Origin of the sequence: Micromonospora sp. WMMD1076 (assembly GCF_029581475.1) — a bacterium.
In the GTDB taxonomy this organism is placed as follows: Bacteria; Actinomycetota; Actinomycetes; order Mycobacteriales; family Micromonosporaceae; genus Micromonospora; species Micromonospora aurantiaca.
This window is the reverse complement of the sequence record NZ_CP120862.1, coordinates 1833112-1858710: the sequence shown is the minus strand read 5'-3', so window position 1 is coordinate 1858710 and position 25599 is coordinate 1833112. Positions and strand designations below refer to the sequence as shown.

Sequence of the window (25599 nt, the reverse complement as noted above, 5' to 3'; positions counted from 1 at the left end):
GTTACGCCGTGCGCGAACGATCCGGCACGATGGCTCGAATGGAGCCTGTCGAGATCATCGAGGACGGCCTGCTGCTGCGCCCGTGGCGCGCGGAGGACGCCGACGCGGTGCACCGCGCCTGCCAGGATCCGGACATCCAGCGCTGGACCACAGTACCTCGCCCGTACCTGCCGGAGCACGCGACCGAGTTCGTCACCACGATCAGCGCCACCGCCTGGGCCGAGGGCACCGCGGCGCAGTTCGCGGTCTGCGAGGCCGGCACCGGCGAGCTGCTCGCCTCGATCGGCCTGGTCTCCGTCGATCGCGCGCTGGACTCGGCCGAGGTGGGCTACTGGACCGCGCCGTGGGCGCGGGGCCGGGGCGTCGCGGTCCGCGCCACCCGCGCGCTCGCCCGCTGGGCGTTCGACGCGCTCAAGCTGTGCCGGCTCACCTGGCAGGCCGAGATCGGCAACCACGCCTCCCGGCTGGTCGCGCTGCGCGCCGGCTTCCGGATCGATGGTGAGCTGCGGCTGGCCCACCCCAGCCCCGGCGGCCGCCCGGAGGGCTGGATCGGCTCCCTCCTCCCGGCCGAGCTGGCCGCGCCCGGCGACCCTGTCCCCTACGGTCCGGACACGCTCCAGGCCCGCCGGGCGGCGGTCTTCGGCCGCCCGCAGCCGGTCCTGTTCGCCACCGCCGGGGACACCGAACTGCGGCTGCGCGCGCTGGAGGAACGCGACCTGGCCGAGGTGACCCGCACCTGCCAGGACGAGCAGACCGTCCGCTGGACCACGGTGCCGCACCCGTACCGGCCGGAGCACGCCGAGGGCTTCCTGCGCGACCTGGTGCGCCCGGCCTGGGCGCGGGGAACAGCCGTGACGTTCGCCGTGGCCGACCCGGACGACCGCTACCTCGCCTCGATCGACCTGCGCCTGCTGCCGAACGACCCCCTCGTGGCCGACGTGGGCTACATGACCGCGCCGCACGCCCGCGGCCGTGGCTACCTGCCGGCCGCGCTCGCCGCCGTCTGCGCCTGGGGTTTCACCACGCTCGGCCTGGCCCGGATCGAGTGGCGGGCGAATGTGGGCAACACCGCCTCGCGGCGGGCCGCCGAGAAGGCCGGGTTCACCGTCGAGGGCACGCTGCGCGGCGGCGTCCAGCACCGCGGCGAGCGGCAGGACGTCTGGATCGGCGGCCTGCTGCCGGGCGACCTGGCGTGACCCCCGAGACGATCGAGGGGTACGGCGTACGGCTGCGGCCGTGCCTCCTCGCGGACGTGCCCGAGATGGTGGCCGGGTGCGCCGATCCGGAGATCCGCCGGTTCATGCCCCTGCTGCCCGACCCGTACGACTCCGACGCCGCCCGCTGGTGGGTCACCGAGGGCGCGCCCGCGGCGCGGGCGGCGGGCGGTGCGGCGTACACGATCGCCGACCCGGCGAGCGACCGGCTGCTCGGCAGCATCGGGCTGACCCGGCTCGGCGCGGAGCGGGCGACGTACGAGATCGGTTACTGGGTGGGAGCGGCGGCGCGCGGGCGGGGCGTGGCCACCGCCGCCACCCGGCTGCTGACCGGGCGGGCGTTCGCCGCCGGTGCGGCCCGGTTGGAGTTGCTCACCCGCACGGAGAACGTGGCGAGCCAGCGCATCGCGCTCGCCTGCGGTTACCGGCACGAGGGCGTACGCCGGGCGGCGGGCGTGGACGGCGACGGCGTACGCCAGGATCTGATCGCCTGGGTGCGGCTGGCCGACGACCCGCCCGGGCCGGTGGCCCGCCTGCTGCCGGACCTGCCCGACGGCCGGCTCACCGATGGCGTGGTGACGCTGCGCCCGGTGGCGCCGGCCGACACGGACGTGCTGTACCGGCTGCACTCGCTGCCGGAGGTGGTGGCGAACCGGGTGCCGCCGGTGGTGCCGGAGCGGGCGGCGCTCGCGCGCCGCTGCCGGCTGGCGGCGAGCCGCTGGCTGACCGGCGAGGCCGCCGACCTGGCGATCGTCGACGCGGTCACCGGCACTGTCGTCGGCGGCTGCGCGCTGTTCCACGACGAGCCGGCCACCGGGCAGGCCATGATCGGCTACAGCCTGCTGCCCGAGGCGCGCGGGCGCGGCTTGGCGGCCCGGACGGTCCGGCTGGTCGCCGGGTGGGCGTTCGGCATCGGGGTGGCCCGGCTGTGGGCCGGCACCCGGCCGGACAACGTCGCCTCGCAGCGGGTGCTGGAACGGGCCGGCTTCCGGCGGGAGGGGCTGTTGCGCGGCCGGCTGCCCGGCCCGGACGGCGCCCGTGTCGACTCGGTGGTCTACGGCCGGCTGGCCACGGACGAGAACTGAGGACGGGCCCCGCGCGGGGCCCGTCCTCAGCGGTCAAGGGGTCACGTGTCGAGCTGGATGATCCCGTAGTCGTACGCGTGCCGCCGGTAGACCACGCTCGGGCGGCCGGACTCCTTGTCCTGGAACAGGTAGAAGTCGTGGCCGACCAGTTCCATCTGGAACAGCGCGTCGTCGACGGTCATCGGTTCGGCGGGGTGGACCTTCGCCCGGGCGATGTGCCACGGCTGGTCGTCGGGTTCGGTGTAGCCGCTCTCGCCGGGGCGTTCCGCGACCGCTGTGGCGGTGCCGTGGCCGTCGAGGGCCGCCAGTCCGGGCCCGTCGAGGTCGGCCACCGGCAGGCCGGCGGTCGCGGCGGCCACGGAGATCGGCGCGTGCCGTCCGCGGTGTACCCGGCGACGGTCCGCCGCGCGGCGGAATCGCGTGTCCAGCTTGGCGATGGCGGCGTCGAGCGCGCTGTAGAAGTCGTTCGTGCAGGCCTCGGCCCGGATCACCGGGCCGCGCGTCACGCACGTGATCTCCACCCGCTGGCAGGTGTCCGCCTGGCGTGGATTGCGCTCGTGGAACAACTCGACGTCCACGCGAATGAGCTTCTGGTCGTAGCGTTCGATCTTCGCGAGCTTCTCGGCTACGTGCACCCGGTAATGGTCCGGCACTTCGACGTTACGGCCCTTGACCACGATGTCCACGTGACCTCCCTTGTTCGGACGGTCGTTCGGTCCGGATCATCCGGTCGACGCACCCCGGGAGGGCCCCGCTCGGCGTCGACCGGTGTTGTTCGGCTACGCCTCCTTCCAATGCCGGGGGAAGGTTTGACCCTCACTACCCCCGACACCGAAACGCTAACTCCTGTTCGGCCACCCGTCACCCCTGGTTGCCGAAGGCGGTCGCGAAATTTAACAGCTCATACACCATGGGGTGAAACGGATACACGAAGCGTCACCGACGGTGCCGTTTTTGCGTTGCGGCGAGCACCGCCGCGGCCTTTGGCGTCATTCCCGCGCGGTGCAACATCCGGCTCACCGCCGCCAGCGTGGCGCCGGTGGTGACGATGTCGTCGAGGAGCACGACCGTCTCGCCCTTCCGGTGGCCGGCCGACGGGCGGCGCAACCGGAACGCCTCCTCGGCGGCGGCGGCCCGCCCGGCGCTGTCCAGCGCCACCGAGTCGGTCCGGGGCAGGGCGCGGAGCGGGCGCAGCACGCGTACCGGCCAGCCGGCCGCGCGTAACCGGGCCGCCGCCGGCCGGACCAGCCGGTCGAGGTGGTCGCCGTAGCGGGCCCGGGCGGCGCGAGCGGTGTCGGGCACCGCCACCAGCGCCACCGGGCCGGGTTGCCCCGCCGCCACCGCGACCACCTCGGCGAGCAGCGCGCCCAACGGCCGGGCCAGCCCGTGCCGGCCCCGTTCCTTGTACGCCAGCAGCCCCTCGCGCAACGCGCCGCCGTACGGGCCGAGCGCGACGCAGGGCGGCAGGCCGGGCGGGGCCGGATCGGGCCGGGCCGGTGCGGGACGCAGCGACTCCAGCTCCCGCACGCAGCCGCTGCAGAAGCCGTGCCGCAGCCGTACCGATCCCGCGCCGCAGCCCGCGCACCCGGCGGGCAGCACCAGGTCGGTCAGGTCCGACCAGAGCCCGCCCACGTCACGCACCGACGGCTCAGTAGAGGAAGAACGGTGCGGTCGGGTTGGTCGCCCGGCTGCCCGACGGAACGTCGAGCACCTGCTCCCGCTTCACGTAGTCGAACGGGTTGTTCCGCCAGGCCGCCCCGTCCGTCTCGAACATGAACGAGAACGCGGCCAGGCCGCGGTCGCCGCCGCCCGGATACCCGGCGAGCTGGGTCACCGGGGCGCCGATCTCCACCGCCAGCGGGGTCTCCCAGGCACCGTCGACGCTGAGCTGGTGGATCGCCGAACGCCGGTCCGCCTCGTTGCCGGCGAGCGCCAGCTCGTTCTCCGCCACCCAGTCCACCACCGTCACGCCGGTGAGCAGCGTGGTCACCCGGCGGGGCTGTCCGAGGCTGACCACGCCACCGTCGACGCTCACCGCGGCGACGAAGACCGCGCCGCCGGAGGCCAGCGCGATCCGGTGGCCGTCGAGGGAACCGGCCACAGCCGTCACCGGCCCCGGAACGGACAGCGGGATCTCGCTCGTCCGGCCCGCGCCGTCGAACCGGTAGAGCCGGCCGTCTGCCGCCACCAGACCGGCCGGGCGGGCCTTGTTCAGCGACCGCAGCCAGGTGGGACGACTCATCGCCCGGAACGTACGGTCGCCGGGGCTGAGCATCGCGACCGGTTCCGGACCGGTGCCCACCTTGAGCCGCCTGCGGTTGTCCGACCCGGTCACCACGAGCGCGGCGAGCACCTGGTCGTCGGCGCGGGCGAGCGACGCGGAGACCACGTTGCGGTTCTCCGCGGGCGGCAGCGGCACGGCGGCCCGCGACTCGTCGCCGAACGCCAGGGGGCGGACGGCGCCGTCGTAGACGGCGAACCGCATCGGATCGCCGCCGCGTGGATAGGCGGCGGTGGAGACGCGCTCCCGCCGCAGGTCGACTGTGAGCCGCTTCTGGTTCTGGATCTTCAGGTCGACCTGGCCGTCGAGGTCCGACAGCGACCAGGCGAGCTGGGTGCCGAGCCGGGTCAGCCGCTGCTCGTTGGCGCCCGGCATGTTCAGGTTGATCTCCCAGTGGCCGTCGGCGCCGGTCGCATTGTTGATCAGCTGGGTGCCGTCGGGCAGCCCGGTCACGCCGGGGGCCAGCCAGTCCGACGGGCGGTCGGCCAGCCACTTCATCACCTCGGTGATCCGGCGCTCGGTCGGCGCCGACGAGGGCAGGTGACGCTGGTCCGGCACCAGCCGGGTCAGGTCGGTGTTCCAGAAGTAGACGGTGCGGGGACGGTAGTACTCGCGCATCGCCGAGTCGCTGGCCAGCAGCACGTTCGGCAACTCGGTGATCAGCAGGCCGGTGCCGGCCGGCTCGGCCCGGCGCAGCTCGAAGGCGTACTGCGTCTCGCTCGCCACCGGCGGGCCGAGCGTGCCGTCGGCGCGCAGCACGCCCACCTGCTGCACCTTGAGCGTCACGGTGCTGGTGCCCTGGTTGTTGGGCGGCGTGCTCTCCGGCTTCTCCCGCAGCCGCACCACCGTCAGTTCGACCTCGCTGGTCTGCGGCTTGCCGGGAAGCAGGTCGCGGGCTTCCGCGGCGAGGAACTTCCGGGCCCGGGCGTACGCCTGATCGCGTTCCCCTGCCGCGGCGGCCCGCAGGTAGTTCTCGATGAACGGCACCGGCTCGCTGCTGTCGGCCGGCTCGGGCGGCCGGGCCGGGCTGCCGTTGAGCGCCCCGGACTCGGCGGCCGGCACCGAGCCGTCCACCTGCACGTCCGTCTGGTCCGGGATGCCGCATCCGGCGAGCGCGGCCGGCAGCAGCGCGCCGGTCAGCAACAGGGCCAGGACGCGGCGGTTCACGGCCGCGCCTCCGCGTGGTCGCCCCCGCCGGCCGATCCGGCGGTCAGCGCCGCGACGCCGCCGCCGGGCCCGACGGCGGGCAGCCCACCGTCGCGGGGGCCGCCGAACGGCACCGTGGCGTCGGCCGGCACCAGCCGCAGCGGGGAGGTGGTGAGCCGGTCCCCGGCCCGGGCCGGCAGGGTGAGCCGGAACTGCGCGCCCTGCCCCGGCGCGCCCCACGCCTCCAGCCAGCCGCCGTGCAGGCGGGAGTCCTCCAGGCTGATCGACAGGCCCAGCCCGGTGCCGCCGGTCTGCCGGGCGCGCGACGGGTCGGCCCGCCAGAAGCGGTTGAACACCAGTTTCTCCTCCCCCGGCTTGAGGCCGACGCCGTGGTCCCGCACGGTGATCGCCACCGCGCTCTGGTCCTGGCCCAGGGTGATCCGTACCGGCTTGGCCTCGCCGTGCTCGACCGCGTTGCCGACCAGGTTGCGCAGCACCCGCTCGACGCGGCGCGGGTCGACCTCGGCGATCACCGGAGTGTCCGGCAGGTCCAGCTCGATGGTCACCCCGACCCGCTCGGCCAGCCCGGCCAGCCGCTCGGTCACCCGGTGCACCACCGGCACCAGGTCGGTCGGCTCGCTGTCCAGCACCGCGAAGCCGGCGTCGAACCGGCTGATCTCCAGCAGGTCGGTGAGCAGTTCCTCGAACCGGTCCAGCTCGGCCTGGAGCAGCTCGGCGCTGCGGGCCACAGCGGGGTCGAACTCGTCGCGCTCGGCGAAGATCAGGTCGGCGGCCATCCGGACCGTGGTCAGCGGTGTCCGCAGCTCGTGCGAGACGTCGGAGGTGAACCGGCGTTGCAGCCGGGACATCTCCTCCAGCCGGAGGATCTGCCGTTGCAGGTTCGTCGCCATCTGGTTGAACGAGGCGGCCAGCAGGGCGAGGTCGTCCTCGCCGGAGACCACCATGCGCTGGTCGAGCAGGCCGGCGGAGAGCCGCTGCGCGGTGCGCGCGGCCACCCGTACCGGCGTCACCACCAGCCGGGTGACCAGGGCGGCCAGCAGGCCGAGCAGCAGCACCAGCGCGACGCCGGTGGCGACCACCGTGGCCCGGGCGTCGGCCGCCGTCGCGTCCTGCCGGGCCAGGGGTACGAGGTAGTAGAGCTCGACCTGCCCGAACTTGGTGGGCACCGGGGAGCCGTAGACCAGATATTTCGTCCGCTCGCCGCCGAGCGAGCCGGTACGGATCTGGTGTGCGACCTTGCCCGAGGCGACTGTGGCCCGCAGCTCGTCGCCGATCACCGCGCCCACCGGCACTTCCGGCGTGGTACGCGGCTCGATGAACTCGGCGAAGTTGTCGGCGGTGATCGCCACCACCACGCCGCTGGTCTGGGTGGGGTCTCCGCCGGCCAGGTAGTTGACGGTGCCGTCGATGGTGTTCTGGAGCTGCGCCTCCTGCGGCTGGCTGTAGAGGTTGAACTGCTTGGCCGCGTACTCGCTGCCGTTGCTCAACCGCAGCCGCACGTCGGTCTCGGCGTTCTCCAGCAGGATGCTCGTGATCTTGTCGGCGATCAGATAGGCGAAACCGCCCACCAGCAGGCTCGACGCCACCAGCGTGATGGTGACCACACGGACCTGGAGCGACCGCCGCCACGCCTGGTGCACGGCGGCCACCAGCCGGGCGACCCGGCCGGTCAGGGCGAGCCAGAGCGCCCGCACGGCGTGGAGCCGGCGGGGCGCGGCGGTCGGCGGGTCGGGCAGCGGGGTGGTCACCACAGTGCTGACCAGGCTATCCGGTACCCGCCTTGTAGCCCACGCCCCGCACGGTGAGGATGATTTCGGGTCGCTCCGGATCCGGCTCGATCTTGGCGCGCAGCCGCTGGACGTGCACGTTGACCAGGCGGGTGTCCGCCGCGTGGCGGTAGCCCCAGACCTGCTCCAGCAGCACCTCGCGGGTGAAGACCTGACGCGGCTTGCGGGCGAGCGCGACCAGCAGGTCGAACTCCAGCGGCGTCAGCTTCACCTCCTCGCCGTCGCGGCTGACCGTGTGGGCCGGCACGTCGATGGTGATCTGGTTGCCGGGCGGGCCGATGGTCAGCATCTCCGGCGCCACGTCCTCGCCCCGGCGCAGCCGGGCCCGCATCCGGGCCACCAGCTCCTTGGGCTTGAACGGCTTGACCACGTAGTCGTCGGCGCCGGACTCCAGCCCGAGCACCACGTCGACCGTGTCGCTCTTGGCGGTCAGCATCACGATCGGCACGCCGGACTCGCCCCGGATGGCCCGGGCCACGTCGATGCCGCTCATGCCCGGCAGCATCAGGTCGAGCAGGACGATGTCGGGTCGGTTGTCGCGGAACGCGGCCAGCGCCCGTTCGCCGTCCGCGACGAAGGACGGCACGAAGCCCTCGCTGCGCAGCACGATGCCGAGCATCTCGGCGAGGGCGGGGTCGTCGTCGACCACGAGTACCCGGGCTCTCATGGGGTTTATCGTTCCATCCCCGTTCGTCTGGAGTGTTCGGCGTCTCCACGAGACCGTAGCGCCGAGCGGCCCCGCGCACCACAGCAAGTCGGCGTGGCCGCCCAGCGTGGCGCGCCGGGCGGACGGGTCCACCGGATGCGGACCCGCCGTGCAACCATGATCCCCCGGGCGTCGCCCCGCCCGCCACCTCCGCTCGCCCCGCCCAGGAGTACGCGTGCCCGACGCCGGCCCGACCGCGGTGCTGCCGCGCCGTCCGCTGACCGTCGGCGAGCTGCTCGACGCGGCCGTGCTGCTGCTGCGCGACCAGGCCCGGGTACTCGTCCCGATCGCCCTGCTGCTGGCCCTCGCCGAACAGGCGGTGCTCCACCCGCTGCGGATGCTCGCCGGGGCGGAACCGCCGTTCTGGTGGCCTGCGGAGTTCGGTGACTCCCTCCCCGCGTACTGGCTGCTGCTGGCGGCCGGCGCCGGCACCGAGGCCGCGATCGTCGCGCTGCTCGGCGCCCCTGCGGCACGCGGCGCCGGCGCGGCGCTGCTGGGGCGCCGTCCGGGGCCGTCCGAGCTGCTGCGCGGCACCCGGCTCGGCGTGGCGCTGCCGGCCGCCGTCCTGGTCGGGCTGACAGTCACCGCCGCCGCTCTGACCGGGCCGGGCTGGTTCCCGGCGTACGCGCTGCTCGGCCTGGTGGTGCCGGTGCTGGTGCTGGACGGGGTGCCCGCCCACCTGGCGCCCTGGCGGGCGGTACGCCTGGCCGGCCGGGTCGGCGCCCGGGCCGCCGCGATCCGGCTGCTGGGCTACCTGGGCTGGTGGCTGATCCGGCTGGGCATCGGGCTGGGCGTCTACCAGGGCCTCACCATGCTGGGCCTGTTCGACGTCTCGGCCTGGGCGCTGCCGCTGACGATCGCCGCGTTCACCGCTGTGAACGCGCTCGCGTACCCGGCGCTCGCCTGCCTGGACGCGGTGCTGCACCTGGAGACCCGGATCCGCACCGAAGGGCTGGACATCCGGCTCTCCCGCGCACCGGCCGGCGTACCCGAACCGGTCCTGCTGGCGGCGCACCGGTGAGCCGGTGGTGGACCGAGACGGTCGCGGCCCTCGGTGACGTGGTGCCGCTGCCGCTGGTCGCGCTGATCCTGCTGGCGGTCGCGCTGCTGGTGGCGCTGGGCTGGTACTTCTTCCCGGCCTGGGTGCCCCGGTTCGCTCTCCCCCGGTGGCGGCGTCCACGGCTGCCCCGGCTGAGGCTGCCCCGCTTCCGGCGGCGGCGTGCCCGCCGGAAGCGCACCGAACCGCCACCGGTACGCCTGCCCGCGCCCCGGCCGCCGGAACCGGCGGCGGCCGGACCTGGGCTGGCCGACCGGCTGGCGGCCGAGGGCCGGTACGCCGAGGCGGTCCGGGAACGGCTGCGCGAGATGGTCCGGCTCCTGGTCTTCCGGCAGGTGGTGGAGCCCCGCCCCGGGCTCACCGTCGTCGAGCTGACCGAGGCGGCGGCCCGTACCCGGCCTCAGGTCCGGCCGACGCTGCACGCGGCCGGGGAGATCTTCTCCGACCTCTGGTACGCCCGGCGCCCCGCCACCGCCGCGCACGACCGGCGGATGCGTGAACTCGCCACCGACCTGAGTCGCGAGCTGACCGGGGAGGAGCCGCGGTGACCGCCACTGTCGTACCGGAGACCACGACGACAGCGACCACCGCGGCGCCGCGCCGGCGGCCGTACCGGTTGCTCGTCCCGCTCGGGCTCGCGGTGCTGGTGATCGTGACCACGCTCGTGCTGCGCGCGGCCGACCGGCCCGACGCCGACGAGCCCGGTTTCCTGTCCCCGGTCGCCACCGACGACGACGGCGCCAGCCGGCTCGCCGAGGCGCTGCGGACGCAGGGCGTGCCGGTACGCCGGGAGACGGATCTGGCGGCGGCGCTGCGTACCGCCGGTGCCGAGCCGAGCACGCTGTTCGTGCCCGCGCCCGGCCTGGTGCACCCGGACCTGCTCGACGGGCTGACCACACTGCCGCCCGGCAGCCGGCTGGTGCTCGTCGAGCCGTCCCGGCGGGTGCTCGCCGAGCTGGACACCCCGGTCGAACCGGCCGGCGGGCGCTGGGCCGCCCGCGCGGTGCCGCCGGACGCCGACGGCACGCCCTGCCCGCTGCCCGAGGCGGTCCGGGCCGGCACGGCCGCGATCGACCTCCAGCGGTACGCCGGACCGGCCGAGGTGGACCACTGCTACGGCGGCGCGCTGCTGCGCGTCCCCGGCCGGGTCGAGGTGGTGCTGGCCGGCGCCAGCGACCCGTTCCGCAACGACCGGATCGGCGAGTGGGGCAACGAGGCCCTCGCCACCGGCCTGCTCGGCGGCGACCGCCCGCTGGTCTGGCTCGACCTGCCCGAGCCGGCGTCGGCCCCGACCGGTCCGAGCTGGTCCCCGGAGCCGTTCACCGAGGAACCCGCCCCGGCCGGCAGCGGCAGGTCGGAACGGCCCGACCCGCCCGACCGCGCCGACCCGCCGCGGGAGAACCCGCTCTGGGGTGCCTTCCCGCAGTGGTTCTGGGCCCTCCTGGTGCAGCTCGCCCTGGCCGGCCTGCTCGTGGTGCTCTGGCGGGCCCGCCGGCTCGGGCCGCCGGTGTCGGAGCCGCTGCCGGTGACAGTCCGGTCCGCCGAGACGGTACGCGGCCGGGCGCGGCTCTACCGCCGGGCGGGCGCCCGGGACACCGTCGCCGGGACGCTGCGCGCCGCCGCGCTGGACCGGCTGACGACCCGGCTCAACCTGCCCCCGGGCACGCCCGACGGCGAGGTGGCCGCCCGGGTCGCCGAGCGCGCCGGCGCCGACCCGGAACGGGTGGCCGACCTGCTCTACGGCCCCGCCCCGGAGAAGGACCGCGAGCTGCTGGAGCTGGCCCGCGAACTGGACACCCTGACCCGTACCCTGGCCCCGCATCCCAGCGAAGGAGACCCCCGGTGACCGGACCCGTCACGACCACCGCCCCGTCCGGCGCCCGCGCCGCCCTGCACCGGCTGCGCGCCGAGGTCGCCAAGGCCGTCGTCGGGCAGGACGCCGTGGTCACCGGCCTGGTGATCGCCCTGCTCTGCCGAGGGCACGTGCTGCTGGAGGGCGTACCGGGAGTGGCCAAGACGCTGCTGGTGCGGACGCTGGCCGCCGCGCTCGACCTGGACGCCAAGCGGGTGCAGTTCACCCCCGACCTGATGCCCGGCGACGTCACCGGCTCGCTGATCTTCGACCAGCGCACCGCCGCGTTCACGTTCCGGCAGGGACCGGTCTTCACCAACCTGCTGCTCGCCGACGAGATCAACCGCACCCCGCCCAAGACGCAGTCGGCGCTGCTGGAGGTGATGGAGGAGCGGCAGGTCTCCGTCGAGGGCGAGCGCCGCCCGCTGCCCGACCCGTTCATCGTCGCGGCCACCCAGAACCCGGTCGAGTACGAGGGCACCTACCCGCTGCCCGAGGCGCAGCTCGACCGATTCCTGCTCAAGCTGACTGTGCCGCTGCCCGAGCGCGAGGAGGAGCTGGGCGTGCTGCGGGCGCACCACGCCGGCTTCGACCCGCGCGACCTGCGTGCCGCTGGCGTACGCCCGGTGGCCGGCGCGTCGGACCTGGCCGCCGCCCGGGCCGAGGTGCGGATGGTGCACGTGGCCGAGCCGGTGCTCGGCTACATCGTGGACCTGTGCCGGGGCACCCGGTCCGCCCCGGCGCTGGAGCTGGGCGCGTCCCCCCGGGGCGCCACCGCGCTGCTCAACGCCGCCAAGGCGTGGTCCTGGCTGGCCGGCCGCGACCACGTCACCCCGGACGACGTCAAGGCGGTCGCCCGGCCCACGCTGCGGCACCGGCTGCGCCCGCGTCCGGAGGCGGAGCTTGAGGGCGTGACTGTGGAAGCCGTGCTGGACTCGGTGCTGGCCACCGTGCCGACGCCGCGATGACCTGGCGGGCGGGTCTGCTGCTCGGCGCGGGCGCGCTGACCCTGCCGGCCTGGCCGGCGCCGTTCCTCGGCGTCGCCGTGCTGACCGCGACGGTGCTGCTGCTGGTGCTGCTCGACCGGGCGATGGCGGTCCCGCCGGACGCGCTCACGATGACCCGGTCCGGGGAGCGGACGGTCCGCCTCGGCGGCACCGCCACCGTCACGCTGCACCTGGCCAACCCCACCGGTCGCACGCTCCACGCCCAGGTACGCGACGCCTGGGTGCCGTCGGCCGGGGCGCGCCCCGACGTGCCGCCGGACCGCCTGCTCACCGTGCCGCCCGGTGGCACCGCCACGCTGCCGGTCCGGCTCACCCCGACCCGGCGCGGCGACCGGCCGGCGGTGGCGCTGACCGTACGCTCGCTCGGGCCGATGCGACTGGGCGCCCGGCAGCGCGCCGGACAACCCGCGACGCCACAGTGGACGCTGCGGGTGCTGCCCCGCTTCGACTCCCGCCGGCACCTGCCGGAGAAGCTGGCCCGGCTGCGGGTCATCGACGGCGTGCAGGTGACACGGGGGCGCGGTCAGGGCACCGAGTTCGACACGCTGCGCGAGTACGCGGTGGGTGACGACGTCCGCTCGATCGACTGGCGGGGCAGCGCCCGTCGCGCCGACGTGCTGGTACGCACCTGGCGCCCGGAGCGGGACCGGCGACTGGTCTGCGTCCTGGACACCGGCCGCACGTCGGCGGTACGCCTCGGCGACGAGCCGCGGCTGGACACCGCCATCGACGCGGCGCTGCTGCTCACCGCGCTCGCCGCCCGGGCCGGTGACCGGGTGGACCTGCTGGCGGCGGACACCGAGATCCGGGCCCGGGTGACCGGCAGCGGCCGTCCGGCGCTGCTCGCCCGGCTGGTCGACGCGGTGGCGCCGTTGCAGCCCGCGCTGGCCGAGACCGACTTCGAGCTGATCGCCGCCGAGGTGCTGCGCCGGGAGCGGCAGCGCAGCCTGGTGGTGCTGTTCACCGCGCTGGAGGCGGGCGCGATCGGCGACGGGCTGCTGCCGGTGCTGCCCCGGCTGGCGACCCGGCACCGGGTGGTGCTGGCCGCGGCCGGCGACCCGGTGCTGAACCGGCTCGCCACCGCCACCCCGGCCGGCCCGGACGACCCGTACGCGGCCGCTTCGGCGTGGCGGGCGCTGGCCGAACGGGACCGGGTACGCGCCGCCCTGTCGCGCTACGGCGTGACTGTGGTGGACGTGCCCGGGCACCGGCTGGCCCCGGCCGTCGCCGACACCTATCTGCGGCTCAAGTCCCTCGGCCGGCTCTGACCGCGCGCCGGCCGAGCACCAGCGCGTACGCCAGGAAGGCCAGCCACACCGCGGCGCCCGCGGCCACCCGCAGCGGGATCGGCACCGGCGCCGGGGTCACGAACGCCTCGATCAGCGCGGAGACGGCGAAGACGCCGACCAGGCCGGCCGCGACCACGGCGGCGAGCCGTCCCGCCTCGGCGAGAGCCCGGCCGCGTCCGAGGTGCGCGGGCGGGGCGATCCAGGCCCAGGCGGTCCGCAGGCCGACCCCGGCGGCGACGAAGATGCCGGTCAGCTCCAGCAGCCCGTGCGGGGTGATCATGCCGAAGAAGACGTCCGCCCGCCCGTAGGAGATCATCACGCCGCCGACCACGCCGATGTTCAGCGCGTTCTGCCACAGCAGCCAGAGCACCGGCACCACGAGCACGCCGGCGGCCAGGCACTGGGCGGCCAGCCAGGCGTTGTGCGTCCAGAGGTGGAACGCGAACGTGGGCGCGGCGAACTCGGTGTAGTAGCCGGCGAAACCGGAGTCCACGAGCTGCCGGGCCGCCTCGGGGCCGACGAACGCGGCGGCGGTGTCCGGGTTACCGGCGACGAACCAGATGAGGAAGGCGCTCAGGGCGCTGAACGCCGTGGCCACGCCGCACCACCACGGCCAGGCCCGGTAGAGGGCGGCGGGCAGGTCGGCGGCCAGGAACCGGCCCACCGCCGCCCAGGACGGCCGGGGGCGGCCGGTGACCCGGGCCCGGGCGGCGAGGACCAGGTGGGACAGGCGGTTCACCAGCGTCGGCTCGGGTGCCCGGGCGCGCAGCGCGGAGAGGTGTGTGGCGCTGCGCTGGTAGAGCGCCACCAGTTCGTCGACCTCGGCCGCGTCGAGGCGACGCCGGCCGGTCAGGTGTTCCAGCCGCCGCCATTCGGCGCCGTGCTCGGCCACGTACGCGTCGAGATCCACTCGTCCTCCCCCGTCCGGCGTCCATGGTGTTCACTGTCGGGGTGCGCGCGCAACCTCCCCCACCGCCCAGTTGGGCCGACGCCGGTCTGGTCAGCGGCGAGGCGGTGGAGCTGGACGTCCGGGTGGCCCGGCTGGGCTCCCGGGTGCTCGCCCTGCTGATCGACGCCGTGATCCAGCTCGTGCTGTTCCTGTTGCTCGGCGCAGTGCTGGCCATGGTGGCGCTCGCCCTGCTGGGCGACGTCCTCGACGCCGCGCTGGCCGGCGCGCTCCAGGTCGTGCTGATGGTGCTGGTCCTGCTCGGCTATCCGGTGGTGATGGAGCGCTTCGCCGGTGGCCGGACGGTGGGCAAGCTGGCAGTGGGGCTGCGGGTGGTACGCGCCGACGGCGGCCCGGTGGGGGTGGGCCAGTCGCTGACCCGGGCGCTCGTCGGCGTCGCCGTGGAGTGGCCCGGGCTGGTGCTGCCGCTGCTGAGCTGGGCGGCGAGCGTCACGGTGATGCTCACCGACCCGCGCGGTCGCCGGCTGGGTGACCTGGTCGCCGGCACGCTCGTGGTGCACAGTCGCGGCGCCGCGCTGTGGCGGCCGCTGCCGCCGGCTCCGCCGCCGCTGCTGGTCTGGGCGACCACGCTCGACCTGACCCGGTTCGACGACGGGCTGGCGCTGGCCGTCCGGCAGTATCTGGACCGGCTGCCTCAGCTCGCCGAGCCGGACCGTTCCCGGCTGGGCCGGGCGTTGTGGGTGGAGGCCGCGGCGGTCACCTCGCCGCCTCCGCCGTGGTCCGCGCCGGACTGGGTCTACCTGTCCGCCGTGCTGGCCGAGCGGGGGCGCCGGGCCGCGCTCCGGCTGGGCCGCGCCCGGGCGGTCACCGCCACGCTCTGGCCGGAGTTGGTCCCGCCCTCGGCCGTCGCGCCGGCCGCCCTGCGTCCCGCCGCGCCGGCCGTCGACCGGTTGCGGTCCGCGGCGCCGGAGGCCGCCCCCGATCCGGTACGCCGCTGAGCCGGGCTCAGCCGAACAGCCCTCGCCCCCACCAGTCGGCGGCGTCGCGTACGCCGGGCGGGCAGGCGAACAGGCCGCTGGAGACGTGCCGCAGGTACTCGTTCATCGCGTCGTTGCGGGCCAGCCGGGTCTGGATCGGCACGAACTGCCGGCGCGGATCCCGCTGGTAGGCGATGAAGAACAGACCGGCGTCGAGCCGGCCCAGCCCGTCCGAGCCGTCCACGAAGTTGTAGCCGCGGCGCAGCAGGCGGGCACCGCTGTTCGCGTCCGGGTGGGCCAGCCGTACGTGCGCGGTGTCGGCGATGAGCGGCTCGCCCTCGTCGCCCTTCGCGGCGAAGTCCGGCTCGTCGAACTCGTCCCGCCGGCCCAGCGGCGCGCCGCTGCCCTTGGTCCGCCCGACGATCATCTCCTGCTCGGCCAGCGGGCTGCGGTCCCACGTCTCGATCAGCATCCGGATCTTCCGGGTGACCAGGTAGGAGCCGCCCGTCATCCACTCCGGGCCGTCACCGGGCTGCACCCAGAGCTGGTCGCGGAGCAGGCCCGCGTCCTCGGCCTTGAGGTTGGCGGTGCCGTCCTTGAAGCCGAACAGGTTGCGCGGCGTGGCCTGGTCCCGCGACGTCGACGAGGTACGCCCGAAGCCGAGCTGCGACCAGCGGACACTCACCACGCCCATGCCGATCCGGGCCAGGTTGCGGATGGCGTGCACCGCCACCTGCGGATCGTTGGCGCAGGCCTGGACGCAGAGGTCGCCGCCGGACAGCTCCGGCCTGAGCGCGTCCCCGGCGAAGTGCGGCAGACCGGCGAGGGCGGCCGGACGGCGGGCGGCGACACCGAAGCGGTCCCGGCCCTGCGCGTCGCGGAACAGCGTCGGCCCGAAGCCCACGGTGAGGGTGAGCTGCGACGGGGGCAGTCCGAGCGCCTCGCCGGTGTCGTCCGGCGGGGCCTCGGGCATACCGCCGACGGCGCCGATCACCCCGGCGTCCTTGCCCGTGGTCATCCGGGCCGCGGCGGCGGTCCACTCCTGCAGCATCGCGACCAGCCGGTCCCGGTCCTTCGTGACCACGTCGAACGCGACGAAGTGCAGCCGGTCCTGAGCGGCGGTGGTGATACCGGCCTGGTGCTCGCCGAGGAACGGCACGGAACCGGCGGCCGATCCGGTCGCTGACGCCTCGTTCCCGCCGGCGAGCAGCGCGCCCGCCCCGCCCGCCACGCCCGCCACCCCGGCCACGCCGACGCCGGCCAGGGTCATCGCCCGGCGCCGGGACAGGCCGCGGCCGATCCGCTCGCGGTTCGGCTCGCTCGTCGCGTCACCACCGGCCGGGCCGGTCATCGCGCGACGGCCGCCGCAACCTTGCTGACCGGCTCGGCCAGCGCGTTCACCGCGTCCGACAGCTCCTTGAGTTCGGCCTTGCCGAGCTGGGTGTGCAGCTTCCAGCCGTCGCCGTCCCGGTGCTTGCCGAGGGTTGCCTCCACGTTCGCGAACTCGCTGTCGAGCTGCTTCACCAGGTCGGGCGCGCGCTGCTCCAGCGCCGGGCGCAGCGCCGCGATCGCCGCCTTCGAGCCCTCCAGGTTGGCGTTGAAGTCCCAGAGGTCGGTGTGCGAGTAACGCTCCTCCTCGCCGGTGATCTTGCCGCTGGCGACCTCGTCGAGCAGCGCCTTGGCGCCGTTGGCGAGCTGGAGCGGGGTGAGCTTCTCGGCGTCCGCCTTGGCGACGATCGCCTTCACGTCGACCAGGAGACGGTCGGCGATCGCGCCGTCCTTGCTGACGTCCCCGGTGGTCCAGAGGTCCTTCTCGATCCGGTGGAAGCCGGTGAACTCCATGCCCTCCTCGACCACCTCCTCGCGGCCGTCGATCTTCGGGTCGAGATCGCCGAAGCTCTCCGCCACCGGCTCGATCCGCTCCCAGTAGGTGCGCGCCACCGGGTACAGCGCCTTGGCCTTGGCCACGTCGTTCGCCTTGACCGCGGCCACGAACTCCTCGGTCTTCGTCAGCAGCGCGGCGGTCTGGCTGCGCACGTACCGCTGGTAGCTCTCAGTGGCCTGGGCCAGCGCGGCGTCAGGGGCGACTGTCGCGGCGGTTCCGGAGACCTTCAGCGCGCCCCGGATGCCCCGGCCGCTCATCCCCGGCTTGCAGGCCGTCTCGTACGTGCCGGCGGTCAGCTCGACCCGCAGCTCGCGGCTGAGCCCGGGAGCGATGTTCTCCACCTCGCCCATCACCCGGTCACCTGCGGCGTAGACGTAGAACTCGTTGACCTTGGAGCCGGTATTCGTCACCTTGAACGTCACCTGACCGGCGTCGATCTCGGTGTCGCCCACCTCGCAGACGGTGTCGGTGGCCTTGACGGCGATCGGCCCGCCGTTCGTGGCGTCGGCGTCGTCACCGCCTCCGCAGCCGGCCAGTCCGGCGATGGCGAGCAGCCCGGCGGTGGCGGGGGCGGCGAGTCGAGTGGTACGCATCGTGCGGGGTCTCCTCGGAAACGGGCGGATCAGGATCGGGGGGACTGAGCGGGGGCGACGTCGGCCGGCGCGGCGGACGTGCCGGCGGCCGGCTCGTCGGGCTGTGCCGGCTCGGTGGACCGGGCGGGCTGAACCGGCTCAGCGGGCTGCACCGGCTTCGAGGGCCGGCCCGGCTTGCGCAGGAAGAGGACGAGCACCGGCACCGCGTACGCGACCCAGGCGACCAGTTCCAGCACCGTCGGCGCGGCGGTGACGTTGAACATGCCGGCGAGCAGCGCGCCGTACCAGGAGCCCGGGTCGAGCGTGTTCGAGATGTCGAAGGCCAGGTCGTTCAGGCCGGGCAGCACGCCGGCCTCCTGGAAGTCGTGCACGCCGTACTTGAGGATGCCGGCGGCGACCAGGATGAGCAGCGCGCCGGTCCAGGTGAAGAACCGGCTCAGGTTGATCCGCACCGCGCTGCGGTAGAGCAGGAATCCGATCACGACGGCGGTGGCGATGCCCCCGGCCAGGGCGAGCAGCGAGCCGGGCCCGGTGCCGCCGGCCGCGCTCTCGGCCGCGGCGTAGAAGATCAGCGCGGTCTCCAGGCCCTCGCGGACCACGGCGAGGAATGCCATGCCGGCGACCGCCAGGGAGCCGACGGCGAGGGCGTCGGTGAGCTTGCCGCGCAGCTCACCGGCGATGGTGCGGGCGGCCCGGCGCATCCAGAAGATCATCCAGGTCACGAAGACCACGGCGGCGACCGAGGTGACCGCCTCGAACAGCTCGCGCGACTCGAAGGTGCGCAGCAGCGAGGTGGAGGTGTACTGGATCAGGGAGCCGAAGCCGACGGAGAGCGCCACGGCCAGGCCGACGCCGGCCCACACCTGCGGCAGCCGGTCCCGGCGCTGCGACTTGACCAGGAAGGCGACGAGGATGCTGACCACGAGCGTCGCTTCCAGGCCCTCGCGCAGGCCGATCAGGTACGTGGCGAACATGGGTACTCCGTAGTCAGGCTTGCCTCAGCAACTTAGGGCAGCCTCACCTTGCTCCTGTTCACAGCAAACGTCAAGCTGATCCGGGTAACGTCACTCGGTTCGACATCCGCCGGACTCCCTCCCGTACGCGAAAGGGACCGGGACGGCCGCGCGGCGGCCGACCCCGGTCCCTTCGGGAGCGTGGAACTCAGTAGCGGTAGTGGTCCGACTTGAACGGGCCCTCCGGCGAGACGCCCAGGTAGGCGGCCTGCTCCTTGGTCAGCGTGGTCAGCTTCGCGCCGAGCGCGTCCAGGTGCAGCCGGGCGACCTTCTCGTCCAGGTGCTTGGGCAGCACGTAGACGCCGATCGGGTATTCCTCGGTCTTGGTGAACAGCTCGATCTGGGCGATCGTCTGGTTGGCGAACGAGTTCGACATCACGAAGCTCGGGTGGCCGGTGGCGTTGCCCAGGTTCAGCAGGCGGCCCTCGGAGAGCACGATGATGGCGTGGCCGTCGTCGAACCGCCACACGTCGACCTGCGGCTTGATGTTCTCCCGGGTCACGTCGCTGCGCTTGGCCAGGCCGGCCATGTCGATCTCGTTGTCGAAGTGGCCGATGTTGCCCACGATGGCCTGGTGCTTCATCCGGGCCATGTGCTCGTTGGTGATGACGTCGAAGCAGCCGGTCGCGGTGATGAAGATGTCGGCCTGCTCCACCACGTCGTCGAGCGTGGCGACCTGGTAGCCGTCCATCGCCGCCTGGAGCGCGCAGATCGGGTCGACCTCGGTCACCACGACCCGGGCGCCCTGGCCGCGCAGCGACTCGGCGCAGCCCTTGCCCACGTCGCCGTAGCCCATGACGACAGCCATCTTGCCGCCGATCAGCACGTCGGTGGCGCGGTTGATGCCGTCGATGAGCGAGTGGCGGCAACCGTACTTGTTGTCGAACTTGCTCTTGGTGACCGAGTCGTTGACGTTGATGGCCGGGAAGAGCAGCGTGCCGGCGCGGTGCATCTCGTAGAGCCGGTGCACGCCGGTGGTTGTCTCCTCGGTGACGCCCTTGATGCCGGCGGCGATCCGGGTCCAGTGCCGGCCGTCCTCGGCCAGCGAGCGGTGCAGCAGTTCGAGGATGACCGCGTACTCCTCGGAGTCGGCGGACTCGACCGGCGGCACGACGCCGGCCTTCTCGAACTCGGCACCCTTGTGGACGAGCAGGGTGGCGTCGCCGCCGTCGTCCAGGATCATGTTCGGGCCCTGCCCGTCGGGCCACGCCAGCACCCTCTCGGTGCACCACCAGTACTCCGGCAGCGTCTCGCCCTTCCAGGCGTAGACCGGCACGCCGGCCGGGGCCTCCGGGGTGCCCTCGGGGCCGACCACGATCGCGGCGGCGGCGTGGTCCTGGGTGGAGAAGATGTTGCAGGACGCCCAGCGGACCTGCGCGCCGAGCGCGACAAGGGTCTCGATCAGGACGGCGGTCTGAACGGTCATGTGCAGCGAACCGGTGATCCGGGCGCCGGCCAGCGGCTGGGCCTCGGCGAACTCACGCCGGATCGCCATCAGGCCGGGCATCTCGTGCTCGGCGAGCCGGATCTCCTTGCGCCCGAACGCGGCGAGCGACAGATCCGCCACCTTGTAGTCGCCCTCGGCGAGGGTGCTCGGCCGGGCCTGCGACGACGCGCCGCTGGAGGCCGCCGGGAGGGTGCTGGTCATGGAAGCTCCTGTCGAACGATGGTGGTGCGCGCAGCCTTCCACCTTACGCTCGCGGGCCACTCGGCCCGTGCCCGGTTGGCCGACCGCGCGATCGGCCGGTCGGCGGACAGCGCGCGGGGCGGTCGGTCGTGAGCGGACTTTCCACCCATGGCCCGGCCGCCCCGCGCATCCCCCCGGTTTGGTTCCCCCGCACGTCACCGGACCTTCGTCGCGACAACGCTGCGTACCCATAGAGTCACACCACGCAGCGTGACCGTCAAGCTATTTCGGGAAAGTCGGACTTGCGCGGTTCAGTGCATGCCGCAAGTGGCGACGAACGCCACGCCCGCCCCGCACACCGTCAGCGGGCCACCGGCCGCCGCACCGACCGCTGCCTGACCCGCGTCCAGCGTCACCACGCCCACGCCGTCGTCAACGGTCAGCTTCCCAGCCCGGCAGAGCACCACCCGCGGCCCGGGCAGCGTCAGCCGCACCCCCGGCGTCCCGGCGGCCACCTCGACCCGGTGCAGCGCGAAGTCCTCCACCGGCACCGGCCAGGTCAGCACCCCCGGCTCCACCTGCTCCGGCCGCAGCACCGGCTGGGTCAGCACCTCGAACCGGAGCACCCGCAGCAGCTCGTCCACGTCGACCCGCTTCGGGGTCAGCCCGCCGCGCAGCACGTTGTCGCTGGCCGCCATGATCTCGACGCCGGTGCCGCGCAGGTAGGCGTGCAGGTTTCCGGCCGGCATCCAAATGCCCTCGCCGGGCGCCAGCCGGACGTGGTGCAGCAGCAACGCCACCACCACGCCCGGGTCGGCCGGATAGCCCGACGCGAGCGTGCGGACCAGCTCGGCGTCCGCCGAGGCCGGCCCGGCCTCGGCCGCCGCCAGCACGGCCGCCACCAGCCCCGCGCGCTCCGCCCGGGGCCAGCTCAACAGCAGGCGTACCGCCTCCCGCAGCCCCGCCGGCCCGTCGCGCAACGCCGCCACCACAGGCTCCAGCGCGGGTACGCCGAACGCGGCGATCGCCGCCGCCGACTCCCCCGGATCGCGGAAGCCGCACAGCGCGTCGAACTCCGAGAGCGCCACCAGCAACTCCGGCTTGTGGTACGGGTCGACGTAGTTGACCCGCCCCACGTCGGCGGCGTGCCCGGCGCGGGCCTGCTCGGCGTCCGGATGCGCCTGGAGACTCAGCGGCGCGTCGGCGGCCAGCACCTTCAGCAGGAACGGCAGCCGGGTGCCGAACCGGCCGACCAGCCGCTCCCCCAGCCAGTGGCCCGGCTCGGCCACCAGCAGTTCGGTGAGGCTGACCGGTCGGCCGGCGCGCTGCACAGTGGCCGGGGCACCCGGATGGGCGCCCAGCCACAGCTCCGCCTCCGGCCCGCTGCTCGGCACCGGCCGCCCCTGCAACTCGGCGATCGCGGTGCGCGAGCCCCAGGCGTAGTCACGGATCCGGCCCTGCAACAACTCCATCGGTTCAGCTCCCGGGCCGCCCGGCCACCTCGTCGGCGGGGTGCGCCTCGCCGCCGGTAACGGCCTCCGGGGCGGCGGTCTTCGCCGCCCGCCCGGTGCCCGCCCGCTCGGCCTCCGGCGAGTAGATGTCCGGCTCCAGGTAGATCACCCGGGCGGTCGGCACCTCGCGGCGGATGCGCGCCTCGACCGCGTTGATGTCGCGGGCCAGGTCCTCGGCGGTCTCCCAGGCCGGCACCGCGATCTTCGCGGCCACCATCAGCTCCTCCGGGCCCAGGTAGAGCGTCTTCATGTGGATGATCCGCTCGACCTCGGGACCGTTCGTGACGGCCTGCTCGATCTTGTCCAGCTCGCTCTGCTCGGCGCCCTCGCCGAGCAGCAGGCTCTTGGTCTCGATCGCCAGCGTGATCGCGATGACCACCAGCAGCACACCGATCATCGCGGTGCCCGCCGCGTCCCACATGCCGTTGCCGGTGATCAGCGTCATGCCGACGCCGAACAGCGCGAAGACCAGACCGACCAGCGCGCCGAGGTCCTCCAGCAGCACCACCGGCAGCTCCGGCGCCTTCGCCCGGCGGATGAACCGGACCCAGGTCTGGTTGCCCCGGACCAGGTTGGACTCCTTGATCGCGGTACGGAAGGAGAAGCTCTCCATCACGATCGCCGCGACCAGCACCGCCACCGGCACCCACTGCCAGCTGTCGATCGGGTGCGGGTCGGACGCCTTGTGGTACGCCTCGTAGAGCGCGAACAGGCCACCGATGCTGAACAGCACGATCGCCACGATGAAGGCGTAGATGTAACGCTCCCGGCCGTACCCGAACGGGTGCTGCGGCGTGGCCTGCCGCTTGGCCCGCCGGCCGCCGAGCAGCAGCAGGCCCTGGTTACCCGAGTCGGCCACCGAGTGGATCGACTCGGCCAGCATCGACGACGAGCCGGTGAGGGCGAACGCGATGAACTTGGTGACGGCGATGCCGAGGTTCGCCGCCAGGGCGGCGACGATCGCCTTCGTGCCCCCGTTTGCGCTCATTCCCCGCCTCGCTCGATGCCCCGTGTGCTCACTGGTTTGCCAGCTCCTTCATCTCCGTGATGGCCGGTACCGCCATCGGGTCCAGTCCGTGTGCCAGGGCCAGGTAGATCGAGGCGAAGTCGGGAACCGCCACCAGCGACGCGAGCCGCTCCAGCGCGGAGCCGCCCTCGGCGGTCACCACGTCGCAGCGCACCCCGCGCCGCTCGGCGAGCGTCTGCACCGCGTCCGCGCGGCGCTCCTCGACCGCCAGCGGCTCGTCGGTGTCGTCGTCGGCGTTGAGCCCGCCGTCACGCAGCAGCACCAGCCGCAGCCGGGTGCCGTCGGACTCGTCGTCGCCCGGGTCGGCGAAGATGTCCCGCTCGCCCTCGGCCAGGCCGCCGAACACGCCGTCGAGCAGGCCGACGCGGCCCCGGCCCGCCTCGCCCAGCGCACCGGTGACCACCGGGTAGCGGGCGTTCGCGGACAACGTGTCACCGAACCGCCGGGCGGCCACGGTGGCCAGCGGGGACGAACCCCACACGATCGGGATCGAACCGGACAGGCCGAGCGCCAGCGACTTCGCCGGGTTGACGAAGGACTCGGCGGTCGGCCGGCATCGATCGGCGTCGGCGTCCAGCCGGGCCGCCGTCTCGGCCAGGTCCGCCTCGTTGACCTTCACGAGCCCGAGGGTACGGGCGGCCAGCAGAACCGGCACGGTGAGCGCCCAGAGGCTGGCCCGGGCCGGCGCGCGCCGGGGCACCGGGATGAACGGCGCGCGAGCGCGCTCCGCCACCGACTGGAGCTGCGAGTCGGGCGCGCCGACCGCGACCAGCCGGGCACCGCGCCGGTGCGCCGCCTCGGCCGCGCCCAGCGCCTCCGGGCTGCGGCCGGACGCGCTCACCGCGATGACCACGTCCGCCGCGCCCACCCAGCCCGGCACACCGGCGCTGCGGTGCGGGATGACCGGCACCGGGCAGCGCGGCCCGGCGACGGTGGCCAGCACGTCACCGGTACGCCCGGCGGTGCCGATACCGGCGATGACCACAGCGCGGGGTCGCCCGTCGTCGGCGAGCACTGACAGGTTCGCCTCGGCGGCCAGCGCCGCCGACTCGCGCACCTGGGCACCCCCGGACGCGGTGAACCGGAGCATGCCGCCCGGATCCCGCTCGGAGAGCTGCGCCGCGTCGTTCAGCAGGGCCTCGTCGGCGTGCCGGTGGCCGCTTACCCCGGCCGTACCCTCCATCACCGCGACGACCCGCCCCGCGCCTCGTCGGCGGCGGGTCCACCGCGCGCCTCGTCCAGCAGGAGCACCGGGACGTCGTCCCGGACCTCGAAGATGCGACCGCACTCGGTGCAGGTGAGCGTCTGCGCCTGCGCGTCGTAGTCGAGCGGGGCGTGGTGCGTGTCCGGGCAGGCGAGGATGTCGAGCAACTGCGGGTCCAGGGCCACGGCGCGGCTCCTTCCACGTATGCGGTCTCACCGGTCGGCGGTGCCGATCGGCGCACGCGATCTTATCGGCCGAGCGGCCCCGGCACCGGGCCCCGTTCGGCCCCGGTGTTCCGTCCTCCGGCCGGGCAGGTGGCGGCTACCGGGTCACGGCATGACCACCCACAGTCACGGTAACCCCGGGACCGGGTCGGGTTCCGGCTCAGTCCGGCAAGCGGGGCAAGACGCTCGTCGCGTCCCCGGCGGGCGGGGCCGGCGGCGTCGGAGCGGGCGCGGGTGCGCCGTACACGTTGCCGGCCGGGCGGGGCGGCGTCGCGCCCCCGTACACCGAGGGGGCCGGTCCGGGCGTGCCGGAGCGGTAGGTGGTGGTGCTGCGCGGCAGCGGGACCGGCGGGAGCCCGGCGTCCGGGCCGCCGCCGGTGCGGTCGGCGCGGTTGCGGCGCAGCAGCAGGACGATGAGAGCGGCGCCGACGAGCACCAGCCCGATACCGAACCACATGATCATGGAACCTCCGAACGACGAGTCGTCGGCCGCGGCGGTGGCCGGGGCGACGGCGGCGGCCACCGGCGACGTGTCGGTCGCCTCGGCCGGCGTGGTCTCGCTCGCGCTGGGCGTCGGCGAGGGCTTACGGGACGGGCTGGGGCTCGGGGTCCGCGGGGCGCCCACCAGCCGGGCCGACCCACCGGCCCGGCCGAGCACGTCGCCGTTCGCGGCGCTCGCCTCACCGGCCAGTTCCAGCCGCCCGCCGGCGGCGCCGGCCAGGAAGGACACCCGGTAGCGCACGGTGACGCCCTTGCCCTGGCAAAGCGGCCGGTCGACCGGCGCGACCGCGGCGGTGGCGACGGCGCCGTCCCCGGAGACCTGCACCGGCACCCATCGGCCCCCGGATGCCACCTGCACCCGGACCTGGTCCGCCCGCAGGCCCTCCAACCGGAGCCCGACCGCGGTACGCAACTGCACGCAGCCGTCCGTGCGCTTGCGCACCTCGACCGCCACCGTGCCCGGCGGACCACCGGCGGTGAAGCTGTTCGCCGACCGCAGTCCCACCCGGTCGTCCCGGGCCGATGCCGGTGACGCCGGGACGGCGATCAGGCCACCCAGCAGCGCGCCGACCATGACCCACCGCGCCGCGTGCCGCCCTGCCGACATCTCCACCTCACCGTTGCGTCCGGACCGGATCCGCCGGTCAGGTTACTACCGGCCCCTCCGGGCACCCGCGCATCGAGC

General features: G+C 74.4%; 23 protein-coding genes. 8 read left to right on the top strand and 15 right to left on the bottom strand.

The genetic code is table 11. The annotated features are described in order from the left end of the window. The first annotated feature begins 38 nt into the window (after positions 1-38). Positions 39-1196: a GNAT family N-acetyltransferase gene (locus O7622_RS09140; RefSeq protein ID WP_282312854.1), complete on the top strand. Its 1158-nt coding sequence runs from the start codon at positions 39-41 to the stop codon at positions 1194-1196. Beyond that, positions 1193-2299, top strand: a complete 1107-nt coding sequence (locus tag O7622_RS09135; RefSeq protein ID WP_282312853.1) for a GNAT family N-acetyltransferase — start codon at positions 1193-1195, stop codon at positions 2297-2299. Before O7622_RS09140 ends, O7622_RS09135 begins: the two co-directional genes overlap by 4 nt. 41 nt (positions 2300-2340) lie before the next feature. Here O7622_RS09135 and raiA read toward each other — a convergent pair whose 3' ends face one another. From raiA to mtrA, 5 genes are all read right to left on the bottom strand, one after another. Next, positions 2341-2985 carry a ribosome-associated translation inhibitor RaiA gene (gene raiA / locus O7622_RS09130; RefSeq protein ID WP_282312852.1) on the bottom strand — a complete coding sequence of 215 codons (645 nt, stop codon included), beginning with the start codon at positions 2983-2985 and terminating at the stop codon, positions 2341-2343. A gap of 250 nt (positions 2986-3235) precedes the next feature. Continuing rightward, on the bottom strand, positions 3236-3940 hold the full coding sequence (locus tag O7622_RS09125; RefSeq protein WP_282312851.1) for a phosphoribosyltransferase family protein: 705 nt from the start codon (positions 3938-3940) through the stop codon (positions 3236-3238). Positions 3941-3947: 7 nt separating this feature from the next. Further along, on the bottom strand, positions 3948-5747 hold the full coding sequence (locus O7622_RS09120; RefSeq protein WP_282312850.1) for an LpqB family beta-propeller domain-containing protein: 1800 nt from the start codon (positions 5745-5747) through the stop codon (positions 3948-3950). Next, complete coding sequence (gene mtrB, locus O7622_RS09115; RefSeq protein WP_282312849.1) at positions 5744-7498, bottom strand: MtrAB system histidine kinase MtrB; 1755 nt, start codon at positions 7496-7498, stop codon at positions 5744-5746. The genes O7622_RS09120 and mtrB overlap by 4 nt, the downstream gene beginning before the upstream one ends. 13 nt (positions 7499-7511) lie before the next feature. Beyond that, complete coding sequence (gene mtrA, locus O7622_RS09110; protein ID WP_013284210.1) at positions 7512-8201, bottom strand: MtrAB system response regulator MtrA; 690 nt, start codon at positions 8199-8201, stop codon at positions 7512-7514. A gap of 214 nt (positions 8202-8415) precedes the next feature. On the opposite strand from mtrA, the gene O7622_RS09105 reads away from it, so the two are divergent. From O7622_RS09105 to O7622_RS09085, 5 genes are read left to right on the top strand one after another with little or no spacing between them, the layout of a single operon-like run. Next, positions 8416-9261 carry a hypothetical protein gene (locus O7622_RS09105; RefSeq protein WP_282312846.1) on the top strand — a complete coding sequence of 282 codons (846 nt, stop codon included), beginning with the start codon at positions 8416-8418 and terminating at the stop codon, positions 9259-9261. Then, a complete protein-coding gene (locus tag O7622_RS09100) occupies positions 9258-9845 on the top strand; it encodes a DUF4129 domain-containing protein (protein WP_282312844.1) in 588 nt (195 codons plus the stop codon). The genes O7622_RS09105 and O7622_RS09100 overlap by 4 nt, the downstream gene beginning before the upstream one ends. Further along, positions 9842-11143, top strand: coding sequence for a DUF4350 domain-containing protein (locus O7622_RS09095; RefSeq protein WP_282312842.1), 1302 nt, complete (start codon positions 9842-9844; stop codon positions 11141-11143). The genes O7622_RS09100 and O7622_RS09095 overlap by 4 nt, the downstream gene beginning before the upstream one ends. Continuing rightward, on the top strand, positions 11140-12117 hold the full coding sequence (locus tag O7622_RS09090) for a MoxR family ATPase (RefSeq protein WP_282312841.1): 978 nt from the start codon (positions 11140-11142) through the stop codon (positions 12115-12117). The genes O7622_RS09095 and O7622_RS09090 overlap by 4 nt, the downstream gene beginning before the upstream one ends. Further along, positions 12114-13424, top strand: a complete 1311-nt coding sequence (locus O7622_RS09085) for a DUF58 domain-containing protein (protein WP_282312839.1) — start codon at positions 12114-12116, stop codon at positions 13422-13424. Before O7622_RS09090 ends, O7622_RS09085 begins: the two co-directional genes overlap by 4 nt. On the opposite strand, the gene O7622_RS09080 is transcribed toward O7622_RS09085, so the two are convergent. Then, entirely contained in the window at positions 13402-14355 is a 954-nt protein-coding gene (locus tag O7622_RS09080; protein ID WP_282312838.1) for a stage II sporulation protein M, read from the bottom strand. The genes O7622_RS09085 and O7622_RS09080 overlap by 23 nt on opposite strands. A gap of 41 nt (positions 14356-14396) precedes the next feature. Between O7622_RS09080 and O7622_RS09075 the strand changes: the two genes are divergently transcribed. Next, complete coding sequence (locus O7622_RS09075) at positions 14397-15350, top strand: RDD family protein (protein WP_282312837.1); 954 nt, start codon at positions 14397-14399, stop codon at positions 15348-15350. 7 nt (positions 15351-15357) lie between these two features. On the opposite strand, the gene efeB is transcribed toward O7622_RS09075, so the two are convergent. From efeB to O7622_RS09030, 9 genes are all read right to left on the bottom strand, one after another. After that, a complete protein-coding gene (gene efeB, locus O7622_RS09070) occupies positions 15358-16680 on the bottom strand; it encodes an iron uptake transporter deferrochelatase/peroxidase subunit (protein WP_282312836.1) in 1323 nt (440 codons plus the stop codon). Then, positions 16677-17807 carry an iron uptake system protein EfeO gene (gene efeO / locus O7622_RS09065; protein ID WP_282312834.1) on the bottom strand — a complete coding sequence of 377 codons (1131 nt, stop codon included), beginning with the start codon at positions 17805-17807 and terminating at the stop codon, positions 16677-16679. The genes efeB and efeO overlap by 4 nt, the downstream gene beginning before the upstream one ends. A gap of 29 nt (positions 17808-17836) precedes the next feature. Then, complete coding sequence (efeU, locus tag O7622_RS09060; protein ID WP_282312833.1) at positions 17837-18781, bottom strand: iron uptake transporter permease EfeU; 945 nt, start codon at positions 18779-18781, stop codon at positions 17837-17839. Between the two features lie 187 nt (positions 18782-18968). After that, positions 18969-20468, bottom strand: coding sequence for an adenosylhomocysteinase (gene ahcY / locus O7622_RS09055; RefSeq protein ID WP_282312832.1), 1500 nt, complete (start codon positions 20466-20468; stop codon positions 18969-18971). Positions 20469-20758: 290 nt separating this feature from the next. Continuing rightward, positions 20759-21919: a mannose-6-phosphate isomerase, class I gene (gene manA, locus O7622_RS09050; RefSeq protein ID WP_282312831.1), complete on the bottom strand. Its 1161-nt coding sequence runs from the start codon at positions 21917-21919 to the stop codon at positions 20759-20761. Between the two features lie 4 nt (positions 21920-21923). Beyond that, positions 21924-22946 (bottom strand): cation diffusion facilitator family transporter, encoded by a 1023-nt coding sequence (locus tag O7622_RS09045; RefSeq protein ID WP_282312830.1) that lies wholly within the window; start codon positions 22944-22946, stop codon positions 21924-21926. A gap of 28 nt (positions 22947-22974) precedes the next feature. Beyond that, complete coding sequence (locus O7622_RS09040) at positions 22975-24171, bottom strand: SIS domain-containing protein (RefSeq protein WP_282312829.1); 1197 nt, start codon at positions 24169-24171, stop codon at positions 22975-22977. After that, complete coding sequence (locus tag O7622_RS09035; RefSeq protein WP_091418686.1) at positions 24168-24374, bottom strand: Trm112 family protein; 207 nt, start codon at positions 24372-24374, stop codon at positions 24168-24170. The genes O7622_RS09040 and O7622_RS09035 overlap by 4 nt, the downstream gene beginning before the upstream one ends. A gap of 199 nt (positions 24375-24573) precedes the next feature. After that, positions 24574-25521, bottom strand: a complete 948-nt coding sequence (locus O7622_RS09030) for a hypothetical protein (protein ID WP_282312827.1) — start codon at positions 25519-25521, stop codon at positions 24574-24576. Positions 25522-25599: the final 78 nt, after the last annotated feature.

Excerpts from the sequence above, each read along its gene's own strand:
- O7622_RS09140 (WP_282312854.1), top strand. The coding sequence starts at position 39 with ATGGAGCCTGTCGAGATCATCGAGGACGGCCTGCTGCTGCGCCCGTGG.
- mtrA (WP_013284210.1), bottom strand. The coding sequence starts at position 8,201 with ATGAGAGCCCGGGTACTCGTGGTCGACGACGACCCCGCCCTCGCCGAG.
- O7622_RS09085 (WP_282312839.1), top strand. The coding sequence starts at position 12,114 with ATGACCTGGCGGGCGGGTCTGCTGCTCGGCGCGGGCGCGCTGACCCTG.
- efeB (WP_282312836.1), bottom strand. The coding sequence starts at position 16,680 with ATGACCGGCCCGGCCGGTGGTGACGCGACGAGCGAGCCGAACCGCGAG.
- efeO (WP_282312834.1), bottom strand. The coding sequence starts at position 17,807 with ATGCGTACCACTCGACTCGCCGCCCCCGCCACCGCCGGGCTGCTCGCC.
- efeU (WP_282312833.1), bottom strand. The coding sequence starts at position 18,781 with ATGTTCGCCACGTACCTGATCGGCCTGCGCGAGGGCCTGGAAGCGACG.
- ahcY (WP_282312832.1), bottom strand. The coding sequence starts at position 20,468 with ATGACCAGCACCCTCCCGGCGGCCTCCAGCGGCGCGTCGTCGCAGGCC.
- manA (WP_282312831.1), bottom strand. The coding sequence starts at position 21,919 with ATGGAGTTGTTGCAGGGCCGGATCCGTGACTACGCCTGGGGCTCGCGC.
- O7622_RS09045 (WP_282312830.1), bottom strand. The coding sequence starts at position 22,946 with ATGAGCGCAAACGGGGGCACGAAGGCGATCGTCGCCGCCCTGGCGGCG.
- O7622_RS09030 (WP_282312827.1), bottom strand. The coding sequence starts at position 25,521 with ATGTCGGCAGGGCGGCACGCGGCGCGGTGGGTCATGGTCGGCGCGCTG.